The following is a 20,200-nucleotide window of genomic DNA, read 5'->3' on the forward strand; positions in this document are numbered from 1 at the left end:
TTCGGCGGCCGTCGCTGCCAGGATGTCCGGTCAGAAGCTGTAGCGCAGCTTGGCGAGCGTCTGGTAGTCGTTGCCGTCGCTGCGCGCCGCCGTCGCATTGAAGTCGACCAATGCCGTAAGGCTGTCGCCCAGCGCGATGTCGATGCCGCCGCCGATCCGGACCGAATCCTTGCCTGGATCGTCGAGCGCGGTCGTGACGGTCAGCAGCGGCTCGGACACGAGCCGGGTGTTGACCGACCGGTTCGAATCCTTGAACTCGTGGTCGTAGGTCAGCCGCAGATGCGGGGAGACGCTGAGGCCGCCGAGGTCGGTCGTGAACGAGACCTGGCCGCCGAACGCGCCGATCAGGGTCTGGAAGCTCTGCTCGTCGATCTGCTGGTTGAGGCCGAGCACGCCATGTTCGGAATAGCCGTCAATGCCGATATTGGCCCAGCGCAGCTCGCCGACCGGGCCGACGTTGAAGCCGCCCACGTTGAAGGCATAGCCGGTCTCGACCTTCAGGCCGCCCGATTGGCCTTTGGCCGTGGCCTGGGTCGTCTGGCCGGCGAGGAAGGTGTTGCGGCTGAGTTTCGTCCAGTCGTTGCCGACATAGGTGCCGCCGAGCGTGGCGTAGAAGCCGCCGTTGAAATAGGTGGCGTAGACGGCGCCCTGGTAGGAGTCGAAATCGGCCTCGCCCATCGAGCCATGGAGCGTGCCCTCGGTCGTGCCATAGCCGAACAGCGCGCCCAGGACCAGGTTCGGTGTCACCTTGTAGTCCAGGCCGCCATAGATGTTCTTGGTCGTATAGTCGAAGCCCGATGCGCTCGACCGGTCGTCGCGCGAGCCCCAGCCGTAGCTGCCGGTGACGAAGCCGGCGAGCGGCTTGTCCGGGTTGGCGGTGCCGCCGGACTGGCCGTTGACGTCGGTGAAGGTCAGGCCGGACGCCCCGTCGCGCAGGGCCTGGGTGCGGCTGGTGATCGCATCGAACGTGCTCTGGATCGCGATGATGCCCAACTCGCCCTCGGCGCCGATCGCCAGCGGACCATTGATGGTCGACACGAAAACGTCGGCGACCAGGATGTGGGCCGCGGCGGTCGGGTGCACCGAATCCCAGTAGCGATAGGTGTCGGGCGTGGCGCAGACCGTGCCGGCGAGGCCGGTCGTGCCGGCCTTGCACGCGGTCGTGACGTTGGTGAAGCCGAATTTCGCCGGGTTGTTTTCGATCGCCTGGTCGGCGGCGTAGTTGTCCGGCATGACGATAGTCACGTGCAGCTGCTGGGCCAGCGCGGCCATCGCAGTCTGCAGCGCCGCATTATGCGCGACGCTCACCTGGCTTGCGATCGCCCTCTCGGCGCTGGTGTTGTAGGAGGGCGTATTGCCCAGGTCCTGCAAGTTGGGCACGACGAAGTAGCGCACGCCCAACCCATAGAGCCGGGTCACGTCGGTAACCAGGTTGCCGACCGTCGTCTGGACCTGGGTGTTGACGAGATTGGTCACCTGCGTCGCCGACAGGCCGGGTGCTGCGACCGCGCCGCCCAGGAAGCCGAAATAATCGTTGGCGCCGCCGAACACGACATAGAGGCTCTTGCTCGTCGCGCGGGTGCCCGATGCCACCAGGGCATCGATCTCGCTCGCCATGCCGCCCTGGCCGGCGGGGATGATCGCGGTGGGCAGGACATTGCCGACGCCGGTGAAGGCGCCGCCGATCGCGACGTCGACCAGTGGAGCTTTGACGCCCAGGAGGCCGTTCAGATAATCGACATAGATCGGGCCGTTGCTGAAGCGATTGCCGTAATAGGGGGGAGAAATCGGGAAGGTCGAGGCGAGCGGCGTCTGGCCGCTGAAATCCTTCGGAATATTGCCATTGTCGGACACGCTGTCGCCGACCACGACGATATTGGAAAACCGGCTCTCGGCGTCGGCCGATCCCGACAGCACGGCCAGCGAGACGCCGATTCCGGCGATGAACGCGCGCATGAAATCCCCCCAACGACGTTTGTTATTATTTCAAACTGTCACTGGTTTGTAGCAGCCAGCGGCCGGTCCGCACAACAAGACGGGCGGCCCGTTCTCAAGGCCGCCTGTCCGTCGTTGCCATGGCGCCACACGCGAATTCTTGCGGCGGATAGCGGATTATTGCTTGGCGACTAGTCTCGGGCCAGCTTTTCCAATTCGGCGATCAGTGCTCTCCCCATTTCCTGGGTCGTGACCGTCGGCGTTCCTTCCAGCCGGATGTCGGGTGTGCGCACGCCCTGGGCCAGCAGCTTCTCGACACCCTGCTCGATCAGCTTCGCGTCCTCGTCCATGTCGAACGAATAGCGCAGCATCATGGCGAAGCTGAGCAAAGTGGCGAGCGGGTTCGCCATGCCCTTGCCGGCGATGTCGGGCGCCGAGCCATGGACCGGCTCGTAAAGCGCCTTGCGCCGGCCGCTGTCGTCGGCGGCGCCCAGCGAGGCCGACGGCAGCATGCCGAGCGAACCGGTCAGCATGGCGGCACAGTCGCTGAGGATGTCGCCGAACAGATTGTCGGTGACGATCACGTCGAACTGCTTGGGTGCCCGCACCAGCTGCATCGCGCAATTGTCGGCATACATGTGCGACAGCTGAACGTCCGGATAGTCCTTGTCGCCCAGCGCCTGGACGACTTCGCGCCACAGCACGCCCGACTCCATGACGTTGGCCTTCTCGACCGAGCACAGCTTGTTCGAGCGCTTGCGGGCCAGCTCGAATCCCACGCGGGCGACGCGTTCGATCTCGCTCGTGGTGTAGCTCTGGGTGTTGAAGCCGCGCTTCTCGCCGTTGGGCAGGGTCTCGATGCCGCGCGGCTCGCCGAAATAGACGCCGCCGGTCAGCTCGCGCAGGATCATGATGTCAAGGCCGCGCACCAGCTCCGGCTTAAGGCTGGAGGCATCGACCAGCGGCTCGAACACCTGGGCGGGGCGCAGGTTGGCGAACAGCGCCATCTCCTTGCGCAGGCGCAGCAGGCCGCGTTCCGGCCGGTGCTCGAACGGCAGCGTCTCCCACTTCGGGCCGCCGACCGCGCCCAGCAGCACGGCGTCGGCGCCCTGGGCCTTGTCCATGGTGGCGTCGGTCAGCGGCGTGCCGTCGGCATCGTAGGCCGAACCGCCGACGAGACCGCGCTCGACCGAGAAGGTGACGCGCCGCTTGTGATCCAGCCATTCGACGACGCGCTCGACCTCGTCCATCACCTCGGGTCCGATGCCGTCGCCCGGCAGCACCAGCAGCTTCTTGTTCGCGGTCACGTTCAAACTCCGTTCAATCTAGTCGTACCATCGAGGGCTATCGTGCGAGGGATCTAGGCCGCCGGCGCCAGCCAGGGCTGGCTCAGTTTCAGGCTGTCTTCGTAATTGTCGATCGACTGGCCCTTCTGCAGGGTCAGCCCGATGTCGTCGAGGCCGTTCAGCAGGCAATGCTTGCGGAACGGGTCGATCTGGAACGGCACTTTCTCGCCGTCAGGCCGGCTGATCGTCTGGTTTTCCAGATCGACGGTCAGCACCGCGTTCGCGCCCTTGCCGGCGTCCTCCATCAGCTGTGCCACGATCTCTTCCGGCACGACCAGCGGCAGCACGCCGTTCTTGAAGCAATTGTTGTAGAAGATGTCGGCGAAGCTCGATGCGATGATGCAGCGGATGCCGAAATCCAGCAGCGCCCAGGGGGCATGCTCGCGGCTCGACCCGCAGCCGAAATTTTCGCCGGCCACCAGGATCTGCGCGGTTCGATAGGCCGGCTGGTTCAGCACGAACTCGGGCTTTTCCGAACCGTCCGCGTTGAACCGCATCTCGTCGAACAGGCCCCGGCCGAGGCCGGTCCGCTCGATCGTCTTCAGGAATTGCTTCGGGATGATCTTGTCGGTGTCGATGTTGATCATCGGCAACGGGGCGGCGACCCCGGTCAGGCTCGTGAATTTCTGCATCACGTCACGCTTTCCATCGTCAGGTCACAATTGCGCCGACCGTGCCCAGGGCGGCGGTCGGCAGGTGGCGCAGGATACCGTCGGCGAACGGCGTCCAAATTCCGGTGCGGATGCGGGCGGCGCGCAAGCCCCGCCCCAGCCATTCGTTGCAGGTCAGGATCGGCGACCAGCGGCCCGAGGCTGCGAAAAAGGCGTCGTCTGCCCCGTAGGAGGCGTTGAACCGTTCCGTCCGGCCTTTTTCGTCCCGGGCGGCGAACTGGGCGACGTAGCGGGCGAGCGCCTCGGCCTGGGCGCCGGTCACGTCGAGCGCATGGACGGCGTCGCCCATGGGCTCGCCCGGGTACCAGGCGACATGGAGCACGCTGTCGCCGGTGCCGGTCAGGGCGGTCGCCACCGTCGCTAGCTTCAGGTCGCTCAACTGCGGCGTCTCCATGTAGAACCGCCGGTTGCCCCAGCCGATCGCCACGTAGCGCGCCTCGGGCGGCAGTTCGAACAGGGCTGTCCAATCCACGCCCGCGCCCGTTACGGGAAACACCAGGTCGGAATGGAAGGTGTTGGCGATGACGGCGAGCGCCACCCGGCCGGCCGGCGGCGCGTCGCCGGTCGCGAGCGCGCCCAGGCCGAAGCCCAGGCCCACGTAGCCGGCGACGAGGCCGGTCACGCTCGCGATCAGCCAGCACAGGAGGCGCACCATCCTCACGTCGGCGTCGCCAGGCTCCGCACGTCGGTCAGCGTGCCGGTGACGGCCGCCGCGACCGCCATGGCCGGGCTGACCAGGTGAGTCCGGCCGCCGCGGCCCTGGCGACCCTCGAAATTGCGATTGGAGGTCGAGGCGCAATGCTCGCCCGGCTCCAGCTTGTCGGCATTCATTGCCAGGCACATGGAGCAGCCAGGCTCGCGCCATTCGAAACCGGCGGCCAGGAAGACCTTGTCCAGCCCTTCCTCCTCGGCCTGATGCTTGACCAGGCCGGAGCCGGGCACGACCATCGCCTGCACGCCGGGCGCGACCTTGCGGCCCTGGGCCACGGCGGCGGCGGCGCGCAGATCCTCGATGCGGCCGTTGGTGCAGGAGCCGATGAACACGCGCTGGATCGGCACCTCGTCGAGCGGCGTGCCCGGGACCAGGCCCATGTAATCGAGCGAGCGCTGCATCGACGCGCGCCGACCTTCGTCGGCGATGTCGGCCGGGTTCGGCACTTGGCCTGTGATCGGCAGCACGTCCTCGGGGCTGGTGCCCCAGGTGACCTGCGGGACCAGATCGGCGGCATTGACCCGGACGACCTTGTCGTAGTGCGCTCCGGCATCGGACGGCAGGGTGCGCCAATAGGCGACGGCCTGTTCCCAGGCGAGGCCCTTGGGTGCCATCGGCCGCCCGGCCAGATAGGCGAAGGTCGTCTCGTCCGGGGCGATCAGGCCGGCACGGGCTCCGCCCTCGATCGTCATGTTGCAGACCGTCATCCGGCCGGCCATGTCGAGCGCGCGGATGGTCGAGCCGGCATATTCGATGACGTGTCCGGTGCCGCCGGCCGTGCCGATCAGGCCGATGATGTGCAACACGATGTCCTTGGCGGTCGTGCCGGGCGGCAACTCGCCCTCGACCTCGACCAGCATGTTCTTGGCCGGGCGCTGGATCAGCGTCTGGGTCGCCAGCACGTGCTCGACCTCGGACGTGCCGATGCCGAACGCCAACGCGCCGAACGCGCCATGGGTCGAGGTGTGGCTGTCGCCGCACACGATGGTCGTGCCGGGCAGGCTGAATCCCTGCTCGGGGCCCACGATATGGACGATGCCCTGGCGAATGTCGTTGATGTCGAAATAGATGACCCCGGTGTCGCGCGCGTTCTTTTCCAGCGTGTCGAGCTGGATGCGGGATTCCTCGTCGGCGATGCCGGCGGCGCGGTCGGTCGTCGGTACGTTGTGATCGGGTACCGCCAGCGTCGCATCCGGCCGGCGTACCTTGCGGCCGCTGAGGCGCAGGCCCTCGAAGGCCTGTGGGCTCGTCACCTCATGGACGAGATGACGGTCGATATAGATGAGGCAGGTACCGTCGGCCTGACGGTCGACCAGATGACTGTCCCAGATCTTGTCGAAGAGCGTACGCGGTGCGGCCACGGCAGGGTGTCCTCGGTATCACAGGCTGAAAGAGGCGCGATGATACTCCGGGCGTCCGGCAGGAAAATGGATTTTTTGTTCCAACTGCGGTGCGCTTTCGGAAAGATTGCACCGAAACGACGATGCGGCGGCGCAATGTCTCCATCGCACCCGGCCTTTCCGACATTCTGCGCAAGCGGGAACCCAGCAAGAGCCGCGTCCACTATCGTGAAATGACGAAGGGACTGTGTCGGATACCCAGGGTCAATCCCACATATATAGACTTTGCTTCCAGCACGAATACCCGCGCGCGGCTCGAAGCCTCGCACGGGTATTGGTCCAGTATCAAAAAAGGTCGGCCGCGGTCGGCCGATCCTCCTTCAATGGAAGCTTACTCGGCTTCCTTGGCGGCCGCGGCCGCCGGGGCGGTCGAGCGGGCCTTTTCGGTGATACGGGCCGACTTGCCGGTCCGGCCACGCAGATAGTACAGCTTGGCGCGGCGGACGGCGCCACGGCGCACCACTTCGATCGCGGTCAGGCGCGGCGAATAGAGCGGAAACACGCGCTCCACACCTTCGCCGTACGAGATCTTGCGCAGGGTGAAGTTGGAGTTGATGCCGGCGTTCTTGCGGGCGATGCACACGCCCTCGAATGCCTGGACGCGCTCACGGTCGCCTTCGACGACCTTGACGCTGACCTTGATCGTATCGCCCGGGCCGAATTCCGGCACGCCGCGCGCGGCGACCAGCTTGTCGACCTGCTCCTGCTCGATCGTCTGCAGAAGGTTCATTTCTACACCTCTTCTTCGATGGCGCCGGCAAGTCGGCCGGTCGCGCGTTCAGTTCCAATATCACTCTGGCGGGCGGACGACTTGGCCTGATACCGATCCCACAGATCGGGCCGTCGCCCCTTCGTCGCCGCCTCTGCCGCAGCCCGTCTCCAGGCCTTGATCTTGCCGTGGTTGCCCGACAGCAGAACGTCGGGCACCGCACGCTCCCGCCACACCTGCGGTCTGGTGTAGTGGGGGTATTCCAACAAACCCGCCTCGAAGCTTTCCTCGACCAGCGTTTCCGGCGCGCCCACCGTGCCCGGCAACAGCCGGACACAGGCGTCCAGGATGGTGATCGCCGCCGGCTCGCCGCCGGACAGGACGAAGTCGCCGAGGCTGATTTCCTCGAGCGCATGTTCGTCGATCACCCGCTGGTCGAGCCCTTCGAACCGGCCGCACAGCAGCACGACCCCCGGGCCTTCGACCAATTCCCGTATCCGCCGCTGATCCACCACCCGCCCGCGGGGTGAAAGGTAGATCCGCGGCCCCGGCGTCGTCTCCGCGCGCAAGGCGGCATCGACCACGTCCGGCTTCAACACCATGCCCGGCCCACCGCCGAACGGCGTGTCGTCGACCGTCCGGTGGGCATCGGTCGCGAACGACCTGATGTCCACCGTCTTCAACGACCAGCGTCCGCGCTCCATCGCCTTGCCGGCGAGCGACAGCCCGAGCGGCCCCGGGAACATGTCCGGGAACAGGGTCAGGACCGATGCCGCCCAGGTCATTCGGCCTCCGATGCCATCTCCGCCTGCAGCACCAGGGGCTGCGGCGGTTCCGGCTTGTCGAACAGACCGGCCGGCGGGTCGATGACGACCTTGCCGGCCGCGAGATCGACGGTCGGCACGGCCGCCTTGGTGAAGGGCACCATGACCACGGCCCCGCCGGCCTGCGTCACCTCGATCGCGTCACCGGCACCGAAGTCGTAGACCGCGGTGATCCGACCCAGCGGATCGCCGCCGACCAGCTCGGCCGTGAGGCCCAGCAGATCGGCATGGTAGAACTCGTCATCCTCGGCCGGCGGCAGCCGGTCCCGGGAAACGAAGAGTTGCAGGCCCTTCAGCGCCTCGGCTGCGTTGCGGTCGCCGACGCCCTCGAGCGTGGCCACCACGATCCCCTTCGATTGGCCGATCGCCTTCAGCTCGAACGTCCGCTTGCCCGCCTCGTCCGACACGGGCCCGTAGGCGTCGATGTCGAGCGGATCGGCGGTGAAGCTCTTGATACGGACGGCTCCCCGGATCCCTTGGGCTCCGGTGATCACGCCGATACAGAGATGCTTCTGGCGATCGAGCATGGGTCAGACCGGCTGAGGCTGATCAGGCGTTCGCCGCGGCTTCGGCCTTGGCGGCGTTCTGCTTGGCGCGTTCCTGGGCCTTCGTCTTCGGCGCGGACTTGGCCGGGGTCTCGGTCCGAGTCTTCTTGGCGACCAGGTCGGCATCGGCCAGGAAGCGCTCGACGCGGTCCGTCGGCGAGGCGCCCACGGACAGCCAATGCTTCAGGCGCTCGACCTTCAGCACCAGACGCTCGGGATGGTCCTTCTCGACCATCGGGTTGTAGGTGCCGACGCGCTCGATGAAACGACCGTCGCGCGGGCTGCGCGCGTCGGCGATGACGATGCTGTAGAACGGGCGCTTCTTGGCGCCGCCGCGCGACAGCCGGATCTTGAGGCTCATATAGTTTCCTTCTCTTCCAAAAACCAAAACTCGAAACTGGGTAGGAAATCTCGTCGAGGGGGCCCTGTACGGTCAGCGACCGAAGGGGTTCCCGCCACCACCGCCACCCGGCAACAGGCCCGCCAGTCCCTGGCGCATGAAGCCTTTTTTGCCGAGCTTCTGGACCTTCTTCATCATCGTCGCCATGTCCTGATGCTGCTTCAGGATCTTGTTGACGTCCTGCACCGAGGTGCCGGAGCCTTCGGCGATGCGCCGACGGCGTGAACCGTTCAGAATCTTTGGATTCTTCCGTTCAGCCTTGGTCATCGACGAGATGATCGCCTCCTGGCGCTTGATCACCTTGTCGTCGATGTTGGCCTCGGAAATCTGCTTTTTGATCTTTCCCATGCCGGGCAGCATGTTCATCATTCCGGACATGCCGCCCATCTTGCGCAGCTGACGCAACTGGGCCGCCATGTCGTCCAGGTCGAAATTGCCCTTTTCCATCTTGGCCGCGAGCTTTGCGGCCTCTTCCTGGTCGATGGTCTCGGCGGCCTTCTCGACCAGGCTGACCACGTCGCCCATGCCCAGGATGCGGCCGGCGATACGGTCGGGATGGAAGGTCTCGAGCGCGTCCAGCTTTTCGCCGGTGCCCAGCAGCTTGATCGGTTTGCCGGTGATGGCGCGCATGGACAGCGCTGCACCGCCGCGCGCATCGCCGTCGATCCGGGTCAGCACGATGCCGCTGAGGCCGATGCGCTCGTTGAACGCCTTGCCGACGGTGACCGCGTCCTGGCCGGTCATGGCATCGGCAACGAGCAGGGTCTCGTGCGGCTTGACCAGGTCGCGGACCGCCGCGACCTCCATCATCAGCGCTTCGTCGATATGCAGGCGGCCGGCGGTGTCGAGCATGACCACGTCATAGCCTTCGAGCCGGCCGACCCTCATGGCGCGCTCGGCGATCTGCAGCGGCTTCTCGCCGGCGACGATCGGCAGGGTGTCGACGCCGGTCTGGCGGCCGAGGATGGCCAGCTGTTCCTGGGCGGCCGGGCGATGGACGTCGAGCGACGCCATCAGCACCTTCTTCTTGTCGCGGTTCTTGAAGCGCAGGGCGATCTTGGCCGAGGTCGTGGTCTTGCCGGAGCCCTGCAGGCCCACCATCATGATCGCGACCGGCGGGACCGATGCCAGCGATAGCTCGACCTGCTCGGATCCCAGCACCTCGACCAGGTGGTCGTGGACGATCTTGATGACCATCTGGCCCGGGCTGACCGACCGGACGACATCCTGGCCGATCGCCTTGTCCCGGACCGCGTTGACGAAGTCCTTGACGACCGGCAGCGCCACGTCGGCCTCGAGCAGGGCCACGCGCACTTCGCGCAGCGCCGCCGTGACGTCGGCCTCCGACAGGGCGCCGCGCTTGCGGAGCCGGTCGAAGACGTCGCCAAGCCGTGTGGTCAGACTATCGAACAATCGCGTCGCCTCATCCGGACAAAACAAAAAGGCCAGTGCGCGATACTCGCGGACTGGCGCAGCGAACCCGGTACGGGCCCGCGACAGAGGCGGAGGGATAGAGGAGGGGGGCCTTCGAGTCAAGCACGCGGGGGCAGGGGCGCCTTGCGCGGCGGGTATGGGGCGTGCCGCAATCGCGTCCGAAACCGCCGCAATTCCGCCATCACAATACCATCGGTTCGTCGCGGACTATCTGGCTCGCAGGTCCCGTTGTCATGGCGTCTCACCCACGAGACAACCCAGAAGGACGGAAACATATCATGGTTGCCAAGCTCACCACCCTGCCGCGGACCCTGCTCGTTGCCGGTGCGCTGGCGATGGCTCCGGCCTTCGCCTTCGCCCAGGGCGCCACGCCCAGCGTTGCCCCGACGGTCTCGACCAGCACGACCGCGACCGCGCCGGTCACCACGCAGGCCCCCGCCGCCATTGGCGTCGGCACCCCGGCCGCTCCGGCCAAGGACAGCGTGAAGCAGGACGCGACGGCGAAGGCGCCCGACTCGAAGAGCGAGACCAAGGCCGCCGTGACGGCGCCCGAGACCAAGAGCACGGTCGCGAAGACCGAGCCCAGCGCGAAAAAGGTCCATACCGCCAAGAAGGCGACCAAGGACGCGGCGAAGACGCCGGTCAAGGCCGAGAAGAAGAGCGACGCCAAGGTCGACACCAAGACCCCGGCGGCGCCGACCGCTCCGGCGGCCCAGCCGAAGTCGTAACCGACCACCAGGTGCCGGGGGGCGCCGGCCGGTGCGACCCGTCCCTCGTGGGCGACCGCACCGGCCGTGAGGCCCCGGCGTCGAACCTTCGCGGAAACGAGAAAGCGGCCGCCCGGTCTCGAGAGCCGGGCGGCCGCGGCCCGTTCAGTCGCGGGGCAAGCCCGCCACTGCCTCGGCCCAGAACCGGATGATGGTCGAGAAATCCCGGGTACCCCAGCCGGCGGCGGTGGCACCCGCATAGGCGCTCAAGGCGCCGGTCGCGGCCGGGGCGGGCACGCCGGCCCGGTGGCAGGCGGCGGTCATCGCCAGCAGGTCCTTGCGCACGCCAGCGATGTCGAACGGCACGTCGCCCGCTTCCCCCAGGATCGCCGGCACCTTGCGCGGCAAGGCCGCGAGCGCACCGGGGCTATCGACCATCACCGCCAGCATCGCCGCCAGGTCCAGCCCATGGCTGCGCCCGAGCGCCAGCCCTTCGGCGAGCGCCTGGAAATAGACGCCGATCGGCAGGTTCGCGACCAGCTTCATGACCGTGCCGCTGCCGACCGGCCCCATGGGTGCGATCTTGCGGCAGAAACGCTCCAGCACAGGCCGCGCCCGATCGATGTCCTCGGACGCGCCGCCGACGAAGGCCAGGCTCTGGCAGGCCGCGACCACCGCCGGGCCGCCCGCGACCGGCGCGTCGATCAGGCGCGCGCCCAGCGCCTCGACCCGGGCCGCGATCGCCCGGACCGTTTCCGGCCGGATCGTGCTCATCTCGACGAACAGACGGCCGGCGATCGGGCCGGACAGCAAGCCGTCGGGGCCGGCGTAGACCGCCTCGACCGCCGCATCGTCGGTCAGGCTGGTCAGGATGATATCGGCATCCGCGGCCAGCACCGCCGGCGTTGCCACCTCCGGCAGAGCGCCGGCCCGCCCGGCCGTGCGGTTCCAGACCTGCAGCGGCACGCCGTCGGCCGCGAGCTTGGCGGCAAACGCCCGCCCCATCCGTCCCAGCCCCGCTATCGCCACGCGCATGCCGTCCCCCGTTCGATGCCGGCTCAAGAGCAGGGCCGGCGGCCGATGCTGTCAAGCGTCGAGCATCCTGAAATTGGTCTCCCGTGGTATCGTGAAGCGGTTCTTCCGGGCCGGATGGTTTGCTGCCACGGTCCGCGATCCAGATCCTCCAGCCGGATGTCCGCCCGTGTACGTGCCGTCGCAATTCAAGCAATCCGATCTCGCCGTCCTGCATGAGGCCATGCGCGGTGCGGGCCTGGTCACCCTGGTCAGCCTCGGCGCCGACGGGCTGGTCGCCAGCCACGTGCCCATGCTGCTCGATGCGGACGACGGTCCGAACGGCACGCTGGTCGGCCATCTGGCCAAGCCGAATCCGCAAGGCCGGGGAGTGGCGGCCGGCGTCGAGGCCTTGGCGATCTTTCAGGGCCCGGACGCGTACATCACACCCAGCTGGTATGCGACCAAGCGCGAGCATGGCAAGGTCGTGCCGACCTGGAACTATGTCGCGATCCACGCCTACGGCCCGCTCGAATTCTTCGATGATGCGGACCGATTGCTGGACGTGGTGACGCGACTTACCAATCGCCACGAGGGGCCGCGGACCTCGCCCTGGGCCGTGACCGACGCGCCGCCCGAGTTCATCCAGGCGCATCTGAAGGGCATCGTGGGTTTCCGCCTGCCGATCAGCCGGATCGACGGCAAATGGAAGATGAGCCAGAACCGCCCGCTCGCCGACCGCACCGGCGTCGCCGACGGCCTGCGCGCGGAAGACCGGGACGCGGTCGCCGTCCTGGTGCCGGAGGCCTGAGCGGACGATGGCGGAGGTGCTTTCCGGCAGCCTCGTCACCCTGCAGCCGCTCGACCTGGCGCACGAGAGGGCGTTGCTGGCGGCGGCATCGGATGGCGAATTGTGGAGCCTCGCCGTCACGGTCGTCCCCAATGCGGCGACGATGCGGTCGTACATCGAGCATGCGCTTGACGGGCGGGATCGTGGCACCGTCCTGCCCTATGCGATCGTCGACCGGACGCGCGACCGCGTGGTCGGCAGCACCCGGTTCTGGAAGATCGACCGGGCGAACCGCAAGCTGGAGATCGGCCACACCTGGCTGGCGGCCTCGACCCAGCGGACCGGCATCAATACCGAGACGAAATACCTGATGCTGCGCCACGCGTTCGAGGTGCTCGACTGCGTGCGGGTGCAATTCACCACCGACGAGCTGAATGCCCGATCGCGTGCCGCGATCCTGCGCCTGGGCGCGGTCGAGGAAGGCACCGTCCGGCACGAACGCATCATGCCGGACGGGCGCAAACGCAATTCCGTCCGCTTCAGTATCATCGATGCGGAATGGCCGGCGGTGCGGGACGGGCTTCGGAGCAAGCTCACCGGATCCGCTGCCCGCTGACTCATCTGGCGAAACAGGCGAATCGGGTTATGGTGCACAGCCCGGCTTGGCCGTGATCTTGAGTTGTGGCGGACCTTGCGCAAATATTCAGATCAAACCTGGATTCACTAATAATACTCTGGGGAGTTCGCACAATGTTCGGATATCTGCTCGCTGCAACCGTCATGTATGTCGGCTATAGCATTTATGGGGATCAGCAGATCCGGGACGAGCATTACACGAAGCCGCTCTCGAACATGCCGCCGAATGCCCGTGACCTGGCCGATCAGATGCTGTCCGCCGAAATCAACAGCCACGAACTCTCGGATCAAGAGGTCGCCAAGGTCCGGCTCGCCATTCTCGAGATCCTGTCCCAGGGCGCCGTGGCGCAGCGCAATCACGAAATGGCGGTGGTCCGCGAACAAATTTCCTACTTCGGCGGCCTGCTGTCCTGGTTCCTGAAGCAGAAGGGCCTGTCCTACGAGCAGATCACCGAGAAGTACCGGGTCGAATTCGGCGAGGACGTGCAGGGCCGCCACCTGGAAATCATCGCGTCGGCATCGCGCGCCAACCCCAGCGTCTTTCAAAAACTGGCCCATAAGCTGGCGGGCCTCGCCGGCTACGCGTGACGGCGACTATTCGATCGGCGGTCGATCGAATGACACGCTCTTCACCAGCGCATGCACGGCCTGACCCGGCGCCAGCGCCAGGGTTTCGGCCGATAGCCGGGTGATCTGGGCGACCAGGATCGTGCCGCCGCAGTCGAGGCGCAAGCCGACGGCGGTCGGGCCGGCGGCGGCCAGGTCCAGGATCGTCGCCGGCAACACGTTGAGGATGCTCAAGCCTTCCGGTGGCGTGGTCGCGATCGCCACGTCTCGGGCGCGGATCTGCAGGCGCAGGCGTTGTCCGACGCTCAGGCGGCCGACGGGCACGCAAAGGGTGCCGCCGGCGAAGCTAAGCGTCGCCAACCCATGCGCCGGGTCGATCGCCTCCACCGTCACTGCCAGCACCGCACCCGGCTCGGTGCCGCCGCCGGGATCGAACCGGCTGCTGACCTCGCCGATCGGGCCTGATGCCACGACCTTGCCGGCCTCGATCACCACGAGCTGGTCGGCCAGCCGCACCACCTCGTCGCGGCTGTGGCTGACATAGACCATCGGCAACCGCATCTCGTCGCGCAGCCGTTCCAGATACGGCAGGATCTCGTCCTTGCGCGCCTGGTCGAGGGCGGCCAGGGGCTCGTCCAGCACCAGCAGGCGCGGTGCCATCAGCAGGGCGCGGCCGATCGCGACCCGCTGCTTTTCGCCGCCTGAGAGCGTCGCCGGCCGCCGGTCGAGCAGGTGCGCGATGCCCAGCAGGTCGACGATGGCGCCGAGCGGCTTTCCGCCTGCCTGCCGGCCCTGGAACCAGGCGCCATAGAGCAGGTTCCGGCGCACGGTCAGGTGGGGAAACAGGCGCCCGTCCTGGAACACGCTGCCGATGCGCCGGCGATGGGGCGGCACGAAAACGCCGGCCGCCGTGTCGACCAGCACCTCGCCATCGATCAGGATCCGGCCGCGATCCGGCTTGACCAGACCGGCCAGCAAGCCCGCGATCGTGCTCTTGCCGGCGCCCGACCGGCCGAACAGCGCGGTGACGCCACCGGGACTGTCGAACCCGACGTCGAGCGTGAAGCCGGGGCGGGCGAGGGCGACCTCGACGGACAGGCTCATGCCCCGGCCGCCCGGCGGCGCAGCCGGCGCGCGATCATCTCGGACGCGAACACGGCCACGACCGACACCGCGACCGACAGAGCCGACAGGCGCAGCACGGCCGCATCCGTACCCGGCACCTGCAGCAGGGTATAGATCGCGATCGGCAGGGTGCGTGTCTCGCCCGGGATGTTCGAGACGAAGGTGATGGTGGCGCCGAACTCGCCCAGGCTCTTGGCGAAGCCCAGCAACAGTCCGGCCAGCAGCCCCGGCACGATCAGCGGCAGGGTGACGGTCAGGAACACCATGATCGGCCGGGCGCCCAGCGTCGCGGCCGCCTGCTCCAATCCTGGCTCGACCGCCTCGATCGACAATTGCAGCGCGCGCACGACCAGGGGAAAGCCCATGACGCCGGCGGCTAGCGCCGCACCGGTCCAGCGAAACGCGAAGACGATGCCGAACCAGCTTTCCAACCAAGCGCCGATCGGCCCGTGCCGGCCGAACAGCAGCAGCAGCGCATAGCCGGTCACGACCGGCGGCAGCACCAGCGGCAGGTGCACGATCGCGCTCAGCAGGGTCCGGCCACGGAACCGGCCGCGCGCCAGCAGCCAGGCGACGGCGAGGGCCGGCGGCAGGCTGGCGCAGGCGCTCCAGGCGCCGATGCGTAGGCTGAGGCCGAACGCCTCGGCTTCGAGCGGGGTCAGGAGCGGCATGGCGAGGTGGAGGGATCCTGATAGAGAAAGCCGCGATAGGCCCGTGCCCCGCCGTCTGGCGGCGGTCGATCGCGATGCTATACTGCCCGCGGCGTCGCCGTCGACCGGCACGCCGGGCGCCAGGCCCTTGCCGCACCGCATGAGATCGACCCGAAACGGGAGACACCCATGACCCTTGTGACGAACCCGACTTGGCATGCGGAAACCTGGCGGATCGCCAAGCCGGCGCGCACGAGCCGCGGCGGCCTGGTCGCCTGCCAGCATCGCCTGGCCTCGGCCGCGGGCGTCGAGCTGCTGCGCGCGGGCGGCAACGCGGTCGATGCCGCCGTGGCCGCCGCCTTCGCGCTGGGCGTGGTCGAGCCTTGGATGAGCGGCATCGGCGGCGTCGGCTTCATGATCGCGGGCAATGCCAAGACCGGCAAAGTGACGTTCGTCGATTTCGGCCCGGTCGCACCGGCCGGGCTCGATCCCGCGCGCTATCTGCTGGCGGGCGGCGAAGTTGCGCCGTCGATGTTCGGTTGGCCCGCCGTCGAGGGCGGGCGCAACGACCGCGGCTATGAGGCGACGGTGGTGCCGGGCGCGGTCGACGGGTTGGGCCTCGCGGTCGAGACGCTCGGGACCAAGAGCCTGGGCGACGTGCTGGCGCCGGCGATCCGGCTCGCCGAGGGCGGCCTGCCGCTCGATTGGCAATCGAGCCTCGCCATCGCGCTGGCCGCCGCCGATCTGGCGAAGGACCCGGGTGCCGCCGCGATCTACCTGCCGGGCGGGCTGCCGGCGGTGCCGCCGTCGGACCGTCCCGTGGGCGCGCTGCCGCTGGGCAACCTCGCCCGGACCCTGAAGCGGATCGCCGAGGCCGGCCGGCGCGATTTCTACGAGGGCGAACTGGCCGCGGGTATTGCCGCCGATCTGGCGGCTGGGGGCAGCACCATCACCGCGGCCGACCTGGCCGGCTACCGCGCCGAACTGCGCCCGCCGCTCAGCCACGACTACAAGGGCGTGCGGCTGCATTTCGCCGGGCCCTTGAGCGGGGGCCCGACCGTGATCCGCGCGCTCGACGAGATCGGCCGCCGCCTGCCCGGCCTGCCGCTCGGCCGGCCGGACGGGGGCAGCTTCAGCGCCTATGCCCAGGCGCTGCGCGGCGCGCACGAGGTGCGGCTGCAGGAAATGGGGGCGGGCGCATCCGGCAACACGACCCACCTGTCGGTCGTCGACCGGGACGGCAACATCGTGGCGCTGACCGTTACCCTGCTCGCCCGGTTCGGTGCGCGCATCGTGCTGCCGTCGAGCGGCATCCTGATGAACAATGCCGTCAACTGGTTCGACCCGCGTCCGGGCCGTCCGAACTCCCTGGCGCCGGGCCGCCGTCCGCTGGCCAACATGTGCCCGATGGTCGCGACCCGCAACGGCGTGCCCTGGATCGGCCTCGGCGCGTGCGGCGGCCGCAAGATCCTGTCGGCGGTGACGCAGCTCGGCTCGATGCTGATCGACTACGGCCTGTCGCTCGACAGCGCCTTCGCGACGCCCCGACTCGACGCCAGCGGCGAGACCGTGCTGGTCGATGCCGCGATGGATCCGGAATGGATCGACCAGATCGCGGCCGCGGTGCCGGTGCAGGTCGTGCCCGACCAGGTCTATCCGAACCATTTCGCCGTGCCCTCGGCCGTCATGCGGCACCAGGGCACCGGGCTCAATTCGGCCGCGACCCACCCGCGCTCGGCCGTGGCGGCCGTGCTGGGCGAGGAGGATTAGTCAGCTGAGCGCCGCGCCCTTGCGCTCGGGGATCAGCAAGGCGGTCACGATCATGTCCAGCACATAGATCGTGGCGAGCAGCGCGATGGCGGCGCTGAAGGAATAGGCGGCGGCCAAGCTGCCGACCACGATCGGGCCGAAGCCGCCGACCGCGCGGCCCAGGTTGAACAGCACGTTCTGCGCGGTCGCCCGCGCCTCGGTCGGATAAAGCTCGGACATCAGCGCGCCATAGCCGCCCAGCATGCCGTTGACGAACAAGCCCATGACGGCGCCGCCGATCAGCAGGGCGGTCGGGTCGGTCAGTTGCGAATAGACCAGCACCATCACGACCGCGCCGGCCTGGTAGGTGAGGAATGCCGGCCGCCGGCCGACCCGGTCGGCCAGCTCGCCGAACAACAGGATGCCCAGCGCCATGCCCAGGATGGTGACGCCGGTCCAGACCGCCGATTGGGTCAGGCCATAGCCGAACCGGGTCGACAGATAGCTGGGCAGCCAGATCATCAGGCCGAAATAGCCGAAATTCTGCACCGCGCAGAGCACGAACAGCGCGAAGCTGAGCTTCGTCGTCGCCCAATCCTTGACCAGCAGGCGCACGGAGGCGAGCCAGCCCAGGCGGGGCCGCCGGGCCGTGACGATGGCCGGCTCGCCGACCGCGCGGCGCACCAGGAACGAGACCAGCGCCGGCAGCAGCCCGACCGCGAACATGCCGCGCCAGCCGATCACCGGCAGCAGCAGGGGTGTCGCCAGCGCCGCCAGCAGCACGCCGGCCTGCCAGCCGAGCCCGACATAAGACGAGACGCGGGCGCGCAGGTGCGGCGGCCAGGATTCGGCCGCCAGCGCCATGCCGATGCCGAACTCGCCGCCCAGCCCCAGGCCGGCGACGGTGCGATAGACCAGCAGGTCGCGATAGCCGGTCGCGAGCGCGCAGAGGCCGGTGAACAGCGCGAAAATCAGGATCGTCCAGGTCAGCACGCGGATGCGGCCGACATGGTCGCTGAGGATGCCGAACAGCACGCCGCCGACCACGGCGCCGCCCAAGGTCCAGGTGACGAGCGAGCCGGCCTCGGCCCCGCTCAGCCCCAGTTCGGCCGAGATCGCCTTCAGCATGAAGCCCAGGATCAGCAGGTCGAAGCCGTCCATGGCATAGCCGAGCATGGACGCCCACAGCGCCCTCCTGGCATAGGCATCGACCCGCGCCGGCGGCGCCACTGCGCGATCCGCGATATCCATCATTCCCCCGAGGCTCCCCTTGCCGCACCGTCCATGCAAGCCGTCGGCCACGACCGCGGTGCTGCGACACGAAACCGTCATACTGGAACGAGGCCGGCCCGCGCGATGGAAATTCGCTGCGACGATACTGTCGGTCGACCGAAAGCCGGCACGAGGGGCAGCGTTTCGTGCCGCGCACGGCCAAGGGGATTGCGCGCCGCCGCCGCCTTCGCTAGTTTCCGCCGCCTTGCACGCGCGCTATCATCCAGCCCGTGCAGTGCGGAGGGGTGGCCGAGCGGTTGAAGGCGCACGCCTGGAAAGTGTGTATACAGGAAACTGTATCGCGGGTTCGAATCCCGCTCCCTCCGCCAATTTATAGAATTATATATAGATCAATAGCTTAATGGCTGGTTTTGCTCGCATACCGCACACGGATGCCCCATACGGCATACCCCACTTGCGGCCGGCGAGATGATTCTGCGCGATCAGGAACTTCGGCTTTGTCGGCAGGGCGAACTTCTGATCTGGAACTGCGCGCGGGAGGCTGCCAGATTGACGGCATGACGAAGCCGGACGCCTATATGCAATGGTCAAGCGCAGAGGCATTCTGCCGCGAACAGCTTCGCTCGACCCCAGAATTTGATGTTGCCGGCTACTACTACGACTACAGGCTTGGATGGCCTGGACTGATCAAAAGCCTGCGGTCGCTTCGAGGCGTGAACATATTTGACGCGCAGAAGGAGGCGCTCCAAAACGATAGGTGGCGCGCCTGGGTGATCCGGCGGGTCAACAGCGACCCCGCATGTGCCAAGCAGGCCAAAGCCCACATTCGCCAGTGGGGTGCCGCCGCTCTTATCGCGCTTCCGGCAGCTGACCTTTGACCGATCGTCGCTGCGAAGCCCTACTCAGATGCTCTGGGAAGGCGGGAATGATGGTCGGACAAATGAATCAGCAACAATGACAAGTGATCTCGAACGCGAGGGGCAACGTCTCACGGAACTGCTTGCAGGAAAAACCATCAAGGCCGCAAAGCGTCACCGTGAAACGGAGATCGTCTTGGAATTCCTTGACGGAGCTCGCCTTTTTGTCGATTGGACGCAGAAGGCATTGGAAATATCCATTACGACATCGAGCAGGCCACCCACCCAACGCGATATGATCCGCCGCCTTCTGGACGAGTACGGGCACAACGAAAGCGCTGTCTGTACGGCTTACGTCCGTGCGGAGTTAGGTGGCTTGGTAGAGCGCAAACGGAACGACAGCGGGCACACTCCGGATGAGTACGCCGCCGCCCTCTGGAGGGACGGCCATCGAAATGACCGGCCCTGGATCATCGATTACTGCCGGCAGCACCGCATCAAAACCTAGAACCAACGACCGACCCGATCGGCTGTCCATCCCCTGAAGCCCCCGATAAGTCCTGGCTCGACCTATGCCCGGCTTGGCGGCAATCTCAGTGGCCCGTGTGCCGGCCTGGTGCCGTTCCTTGACTTGGTCACCCTTGGCACGTGCAGAGGGCTTCCGGCCGAGGTGCTTGCTGTCCGCCTTGGCCTTGGCGATGCCCTCGCGCTGGCGCTCCAACATGATCTCGCGTTCGAACTCTGCGATCCCGCCCAGCAAGGTCAACATGAGTTGGCCGTTGCCGTGGCGATATCGATGCCAAGATTGAGGATGCGCAGGGCAGCGCCCTTCGCCTTCAGGGCTTCGGATTGAGCAGCTTGAAATCCGACGGCGAGGGCGGGCCGCGCTGACGACCCGC

21 protein-coding genes and 1 tRNA gene are annotated in these 20,200 nt (G+C 67.4%); 8 read left to right on the forward strand and 14 right to left on the reverse strand.

Annotated features, from left to right (window positions below; translation table 11 throughout):
• Positions 1 to 30 precede the first annotated feature (30 nt).
• The 10 genes from VGV37_RS08975 to ffh form a co-directional block, all read right to left on the reverse strand.
• On the reverse strand, positions 31 to 1,956 hold the full coding sequence (locus VGV37_RS08975; RefSeq protein ID WP_326879320.1) for an autotransporter domain-containing protein: 1,926 nt from the start codon (positions 1,954 to 1,956) through the stop codon (positions 31 to 33).
• A 170-nt stretch (positions 1,957 to 2,126) separates the two neighbouring features.
• The gene (gene leuB / locus VGV37_RS08980) at positions 2,127 to 3,242 is read right to left on the reverse strand and encodes a 3-isopropylmalate dehydrogenase (RefSeq protein ID WP_326879321.1); all 1,116 of its coding nucleotides are present in this window, start codon (positions 3,240 to 3,242) and stop codon (positions 2,127 to 2,129) included.
• 53 nt (positions 3,243 to 3,295) lie between these two features.
• Complete coding sequence (gene leuD, locus VGV37_RS08985) at positions 3,296 to 3,913, reverse strand: 3-isopropylmalate dehydratase small subunit (RefSeq protein WP_326879322.1); 618 nt, start codon at positions 3,911 to 3,913, stop codon at positions 3,296 to 3,298.
• Between the two features lie 19 nt (positions 3,914 to 3,932).
• Entirely contained in the window at positions 3,933 to 4,607 is a 675-nt protein-coding gene (locus tag VGV37_RS08990; protein WP_326879323.1) for a DUF2459 domain-containing protein, read from the reverse strand.
• A gap of 2 nt (positions 4,608 to 4,609) precedes the next feature.
• Entirely contained in the window at positions 4,610 to 6,025 is a 1,416-nt protein-coding gene (gene leuC, locus VGV37_RS08995; RefSeq protein ID WP_326879324.1) for a 3-isopropylmalate dehydratase large subunit, read from the reverse strand.
• Between the two features lie 370 nt (positions 6,026 to 6,395).
• Positions 6,396 to 6,794, reverse strand: a complete 399-nt coding sequence (gene rplS, locus VGV37_RS09000) for a 50S ribosomal protein L19 (protein WP_326879325.1) — start codon at positions 6,792 to 6,794, stop codon at positions 6,396 to 6,398.
• 2 nt (positions 6,795 to 6,796) lie between these two features.
• Positions 6,797 to 7,558 carry a tRNA (guanosine(37)-N1)-methyltransferase TrmD gene (trmD, locus tag VGV37_RS09005; protein ID WP_326879326.1) on the reverse strand — a complete coding sequence of 254 codons (762 nt, stop codon included), beginning with the start codon at positions 7,556 to 7,558 and terminating at the stop codon, positions 6,797 to 6,799.
• On the reverse strand, positions 7,555 to 8,124 hold the full coding sequence (gene rimM, locus VGV37_RS09010) for a ribosome maturation factor RimM (protein ID WP_326879327.1): 570 nt from the start codon (positions 8,122 to 8,124) through the stop codon (positions 7,555 to 7,557). Before rimM ends, trmD begins: the two co-directional genes overlap by 4 nt.
• Before the next feature lie 22 nt (positions 8,125 to 8,146).
• Positions 8,147 to 8,503 (reverse strand): 30S ribosomal protein S16, encoded by a 357-nt coding sequence (gene rpsP / locus VGV37_RS09015; protein WP_326879328.1) that lies wholly within the window; start codon positions 8,501 to 8,503, stop codon positions 8,147 to 8,149.
• Positions 8,504 to 8,575: 72 nt separating this feature from the next.
• A complete protein-coding gene (gene ffh / locus VGV37_RS09020; RefSeq protein WP_326879329.1) occupies positions 8,576 to 9,955 on the reverse strand; it encodes a signal recognition particle protein in 1,380 nt (459 codons plus the stop codon).
• Between the two features lie 299 nt (positions 9,956 to 10,254).
• Between ffh and VGV37_RS09025 the strand changes: the two genes are divergently transcribed.
• The gene (locus VGV37_RS09025) at positions 10,255 to 10,704 is read left to right on the forward strand and encodes a hypothetical protein (protein ID WP_326879330.1); all 450 of its coding nucleotides are present in this window, start codon (positions 10,255 to 10,257) and stop codon (positions 10,702 to 10,704) included.
• Between the two features lie 144 nt (positions 10,705 to 10,848).
• Here the strand turns inward: VGV37_RS09025 and VGV37_RS09030 are convergent, their stop codons facing one another.
• A complete protein-coding gene (locus VGV37_RS09030) occupies positions 10,849 to 11,718 on the reverse strand; it encodes an NAD(P)-dependent oxidoreductase (protein ID WP_326879331.1) in 870 nt (289 codons plus the stop codon).
• 166 nt (positions 11,719 to 11,884) lie between these two features.
• Between VGV37_RS09030 and VGV37_RS09035 the strand changes: the two genes are divergently transcribed.
• The 3 genes from VGV37_RS09035 to VGV37_RS09045 all read left to right on the forward strand — a co-directional run bounded on the left by VGV37_RS09035 (position 11,885) and on the right by VGV37_RS09045 (position 13,708).
• Entirely contained in the window at positions 11,885 to 12,505 is a 621-nt protein-coding gene (locus VGV37_RS09035; protein ID WP_326879332.1) for an FMN-binding negative transcriptional regulator, read from the forward strand.
• Between the two features lie 7 nt (positions 12,506 to 12,512).
• Complete coding sequence (locus tag VGV37_RS09040; RefSeq protein WP_326879333.1) at positions 12,513 to 13,100, forward strand: GNAT family protein; 588 nt, start codon at positions 12,513 to 12,515, stop codon at positions 13,098 to 13,100.
• Between the two features lie 134 nt (positions 13,101 to 13,234).
• On the forward strand, positions 13,235 to 13,708 hold the full coding sequence (locus tag VGV37_RS09045; protein WP_326879334.1) for a hypothetical protein: 474 nt from the start codon (positions 13,235 to 13,237) through the stop codon (positions 13,706 to 13,708).
• 6 nt (positions 13,709 to 13,714) lie between these two features.
• Here the strand turns inward: VGV37_RS09045 and modC are convergent, their stop codons facing one another.
• Together modC and modB are read right to left on the reverse strand one after the other, a co-directional pair.
• Positions 13,715 to 14,791: a molybdenum ABC transporter ATP-binding protein gene (modC, locus tag VGV37_RS09050; RefSeq protein WP_326879335.1), complete on the reverse strand. Its 1,077-nt coding sequence runs from the start codon at positions 14,789 to 14,791 to the stop codon at positions 13,715 to 13,717.
• Positions 14,788 to 15,483 carry a molybdate ABC transporter permease subunit gene (gene modB / locus VGV37_RS09055; RefSeq protein WP_326879336.1) on the reverse strand — a complete coding sequence of 232 codons (696 nt, stop codon included), beginning with the start codon at positions 15,481 to 15,483 and terminating at the stop codon, positions 14,788 to 14,790. The genes modC and modB overlap by 4 nt, the downstream gene beginning before the upstream one ends.
• A gap of 168 nt (positions 15,484 to 15,651) precedes the next feature.
• Here modB and VGV37_RS09060 point away from each other — a divergent pair, with 168 nt between their 5' ends.
• Complete coding sequence (locus tag VGV37_RS09060) at positions 15,652 to 17,232, forward strand: gamma-glutamyltransferase (protein WP_326879337.1); 1,581 nt, start codon at positions 15,652 to 15,654, stop codon at positions 17,230 to 17,232.
• Here VGV37_RS09060 and VGV37_RS09065 read toward each other — a convergent pair whose 3' ends face one another.
• Positions 17,233 to 18,465, reverse strand: coding sequence for an MFS transporter (locus tag VGV37_RS09065; RefSeq protein ID WP_326879338.1), 1,233 nt, complete (start codon positions 18,463 to 18,465; stop codon positions 17,233 to 17,235).
• A gap of 257 nt (positions 18,466 to 18,722) precedes the next feature.
• On the opposite strand from VGV37_RS09065, the gene VGV37_RS09070 reads away from it, so the two are divergent.
• The 3 genes from VGV37_RS09070 (at position 18,723) to VGV37_RS09080 (ending at position 19,809) form a co-directional block, all read left to right on the forward strand.
• Positions 18,723 to 18,812: transfer RNA gene (locus VGV37_RS09070), tRNA-Ser, on the forward strand.
• A gap of 189 nt (positions 18,813 to 19,001) precedes the next feature.
• Positions 19,002 to 19,322, forward strand: a complete 321-nt coding sequence (locus tag VGV37_RS09075) for a hypothetical protein (RefSeq protein ID WP_326879339.1) — start codon at positions 19,002 to 19,004, stop codon at positions 19,320 to 19,322.
• A 28-nt stretch (positions 19,323 to 19,350) separates the two neighbouring features.
• On the forward strand, positions 19,351 to 19,809 hold the full coding sequence (locus VGV37_RS09080) for a hypothetical protein (RefSeq protein WP_326879340.1): 459 nt from the start codon (positions 19,351 to 19,353) through the stop codon (positions 19,807 to 19,809).
• Positions 19,810 to 20,200 lie beyond the last annotated feature (391 nt).

The sequence above is a fragment of the Aliidongia sp. genome, from assembly GCF_035943795.1.
In the GTDB taxonomy this organism is placed as follows: Bacteria; Pseudomonadota; Alphaproteobacteria; order ATCC43930; family CGMCC-115725; genus Aliidongia.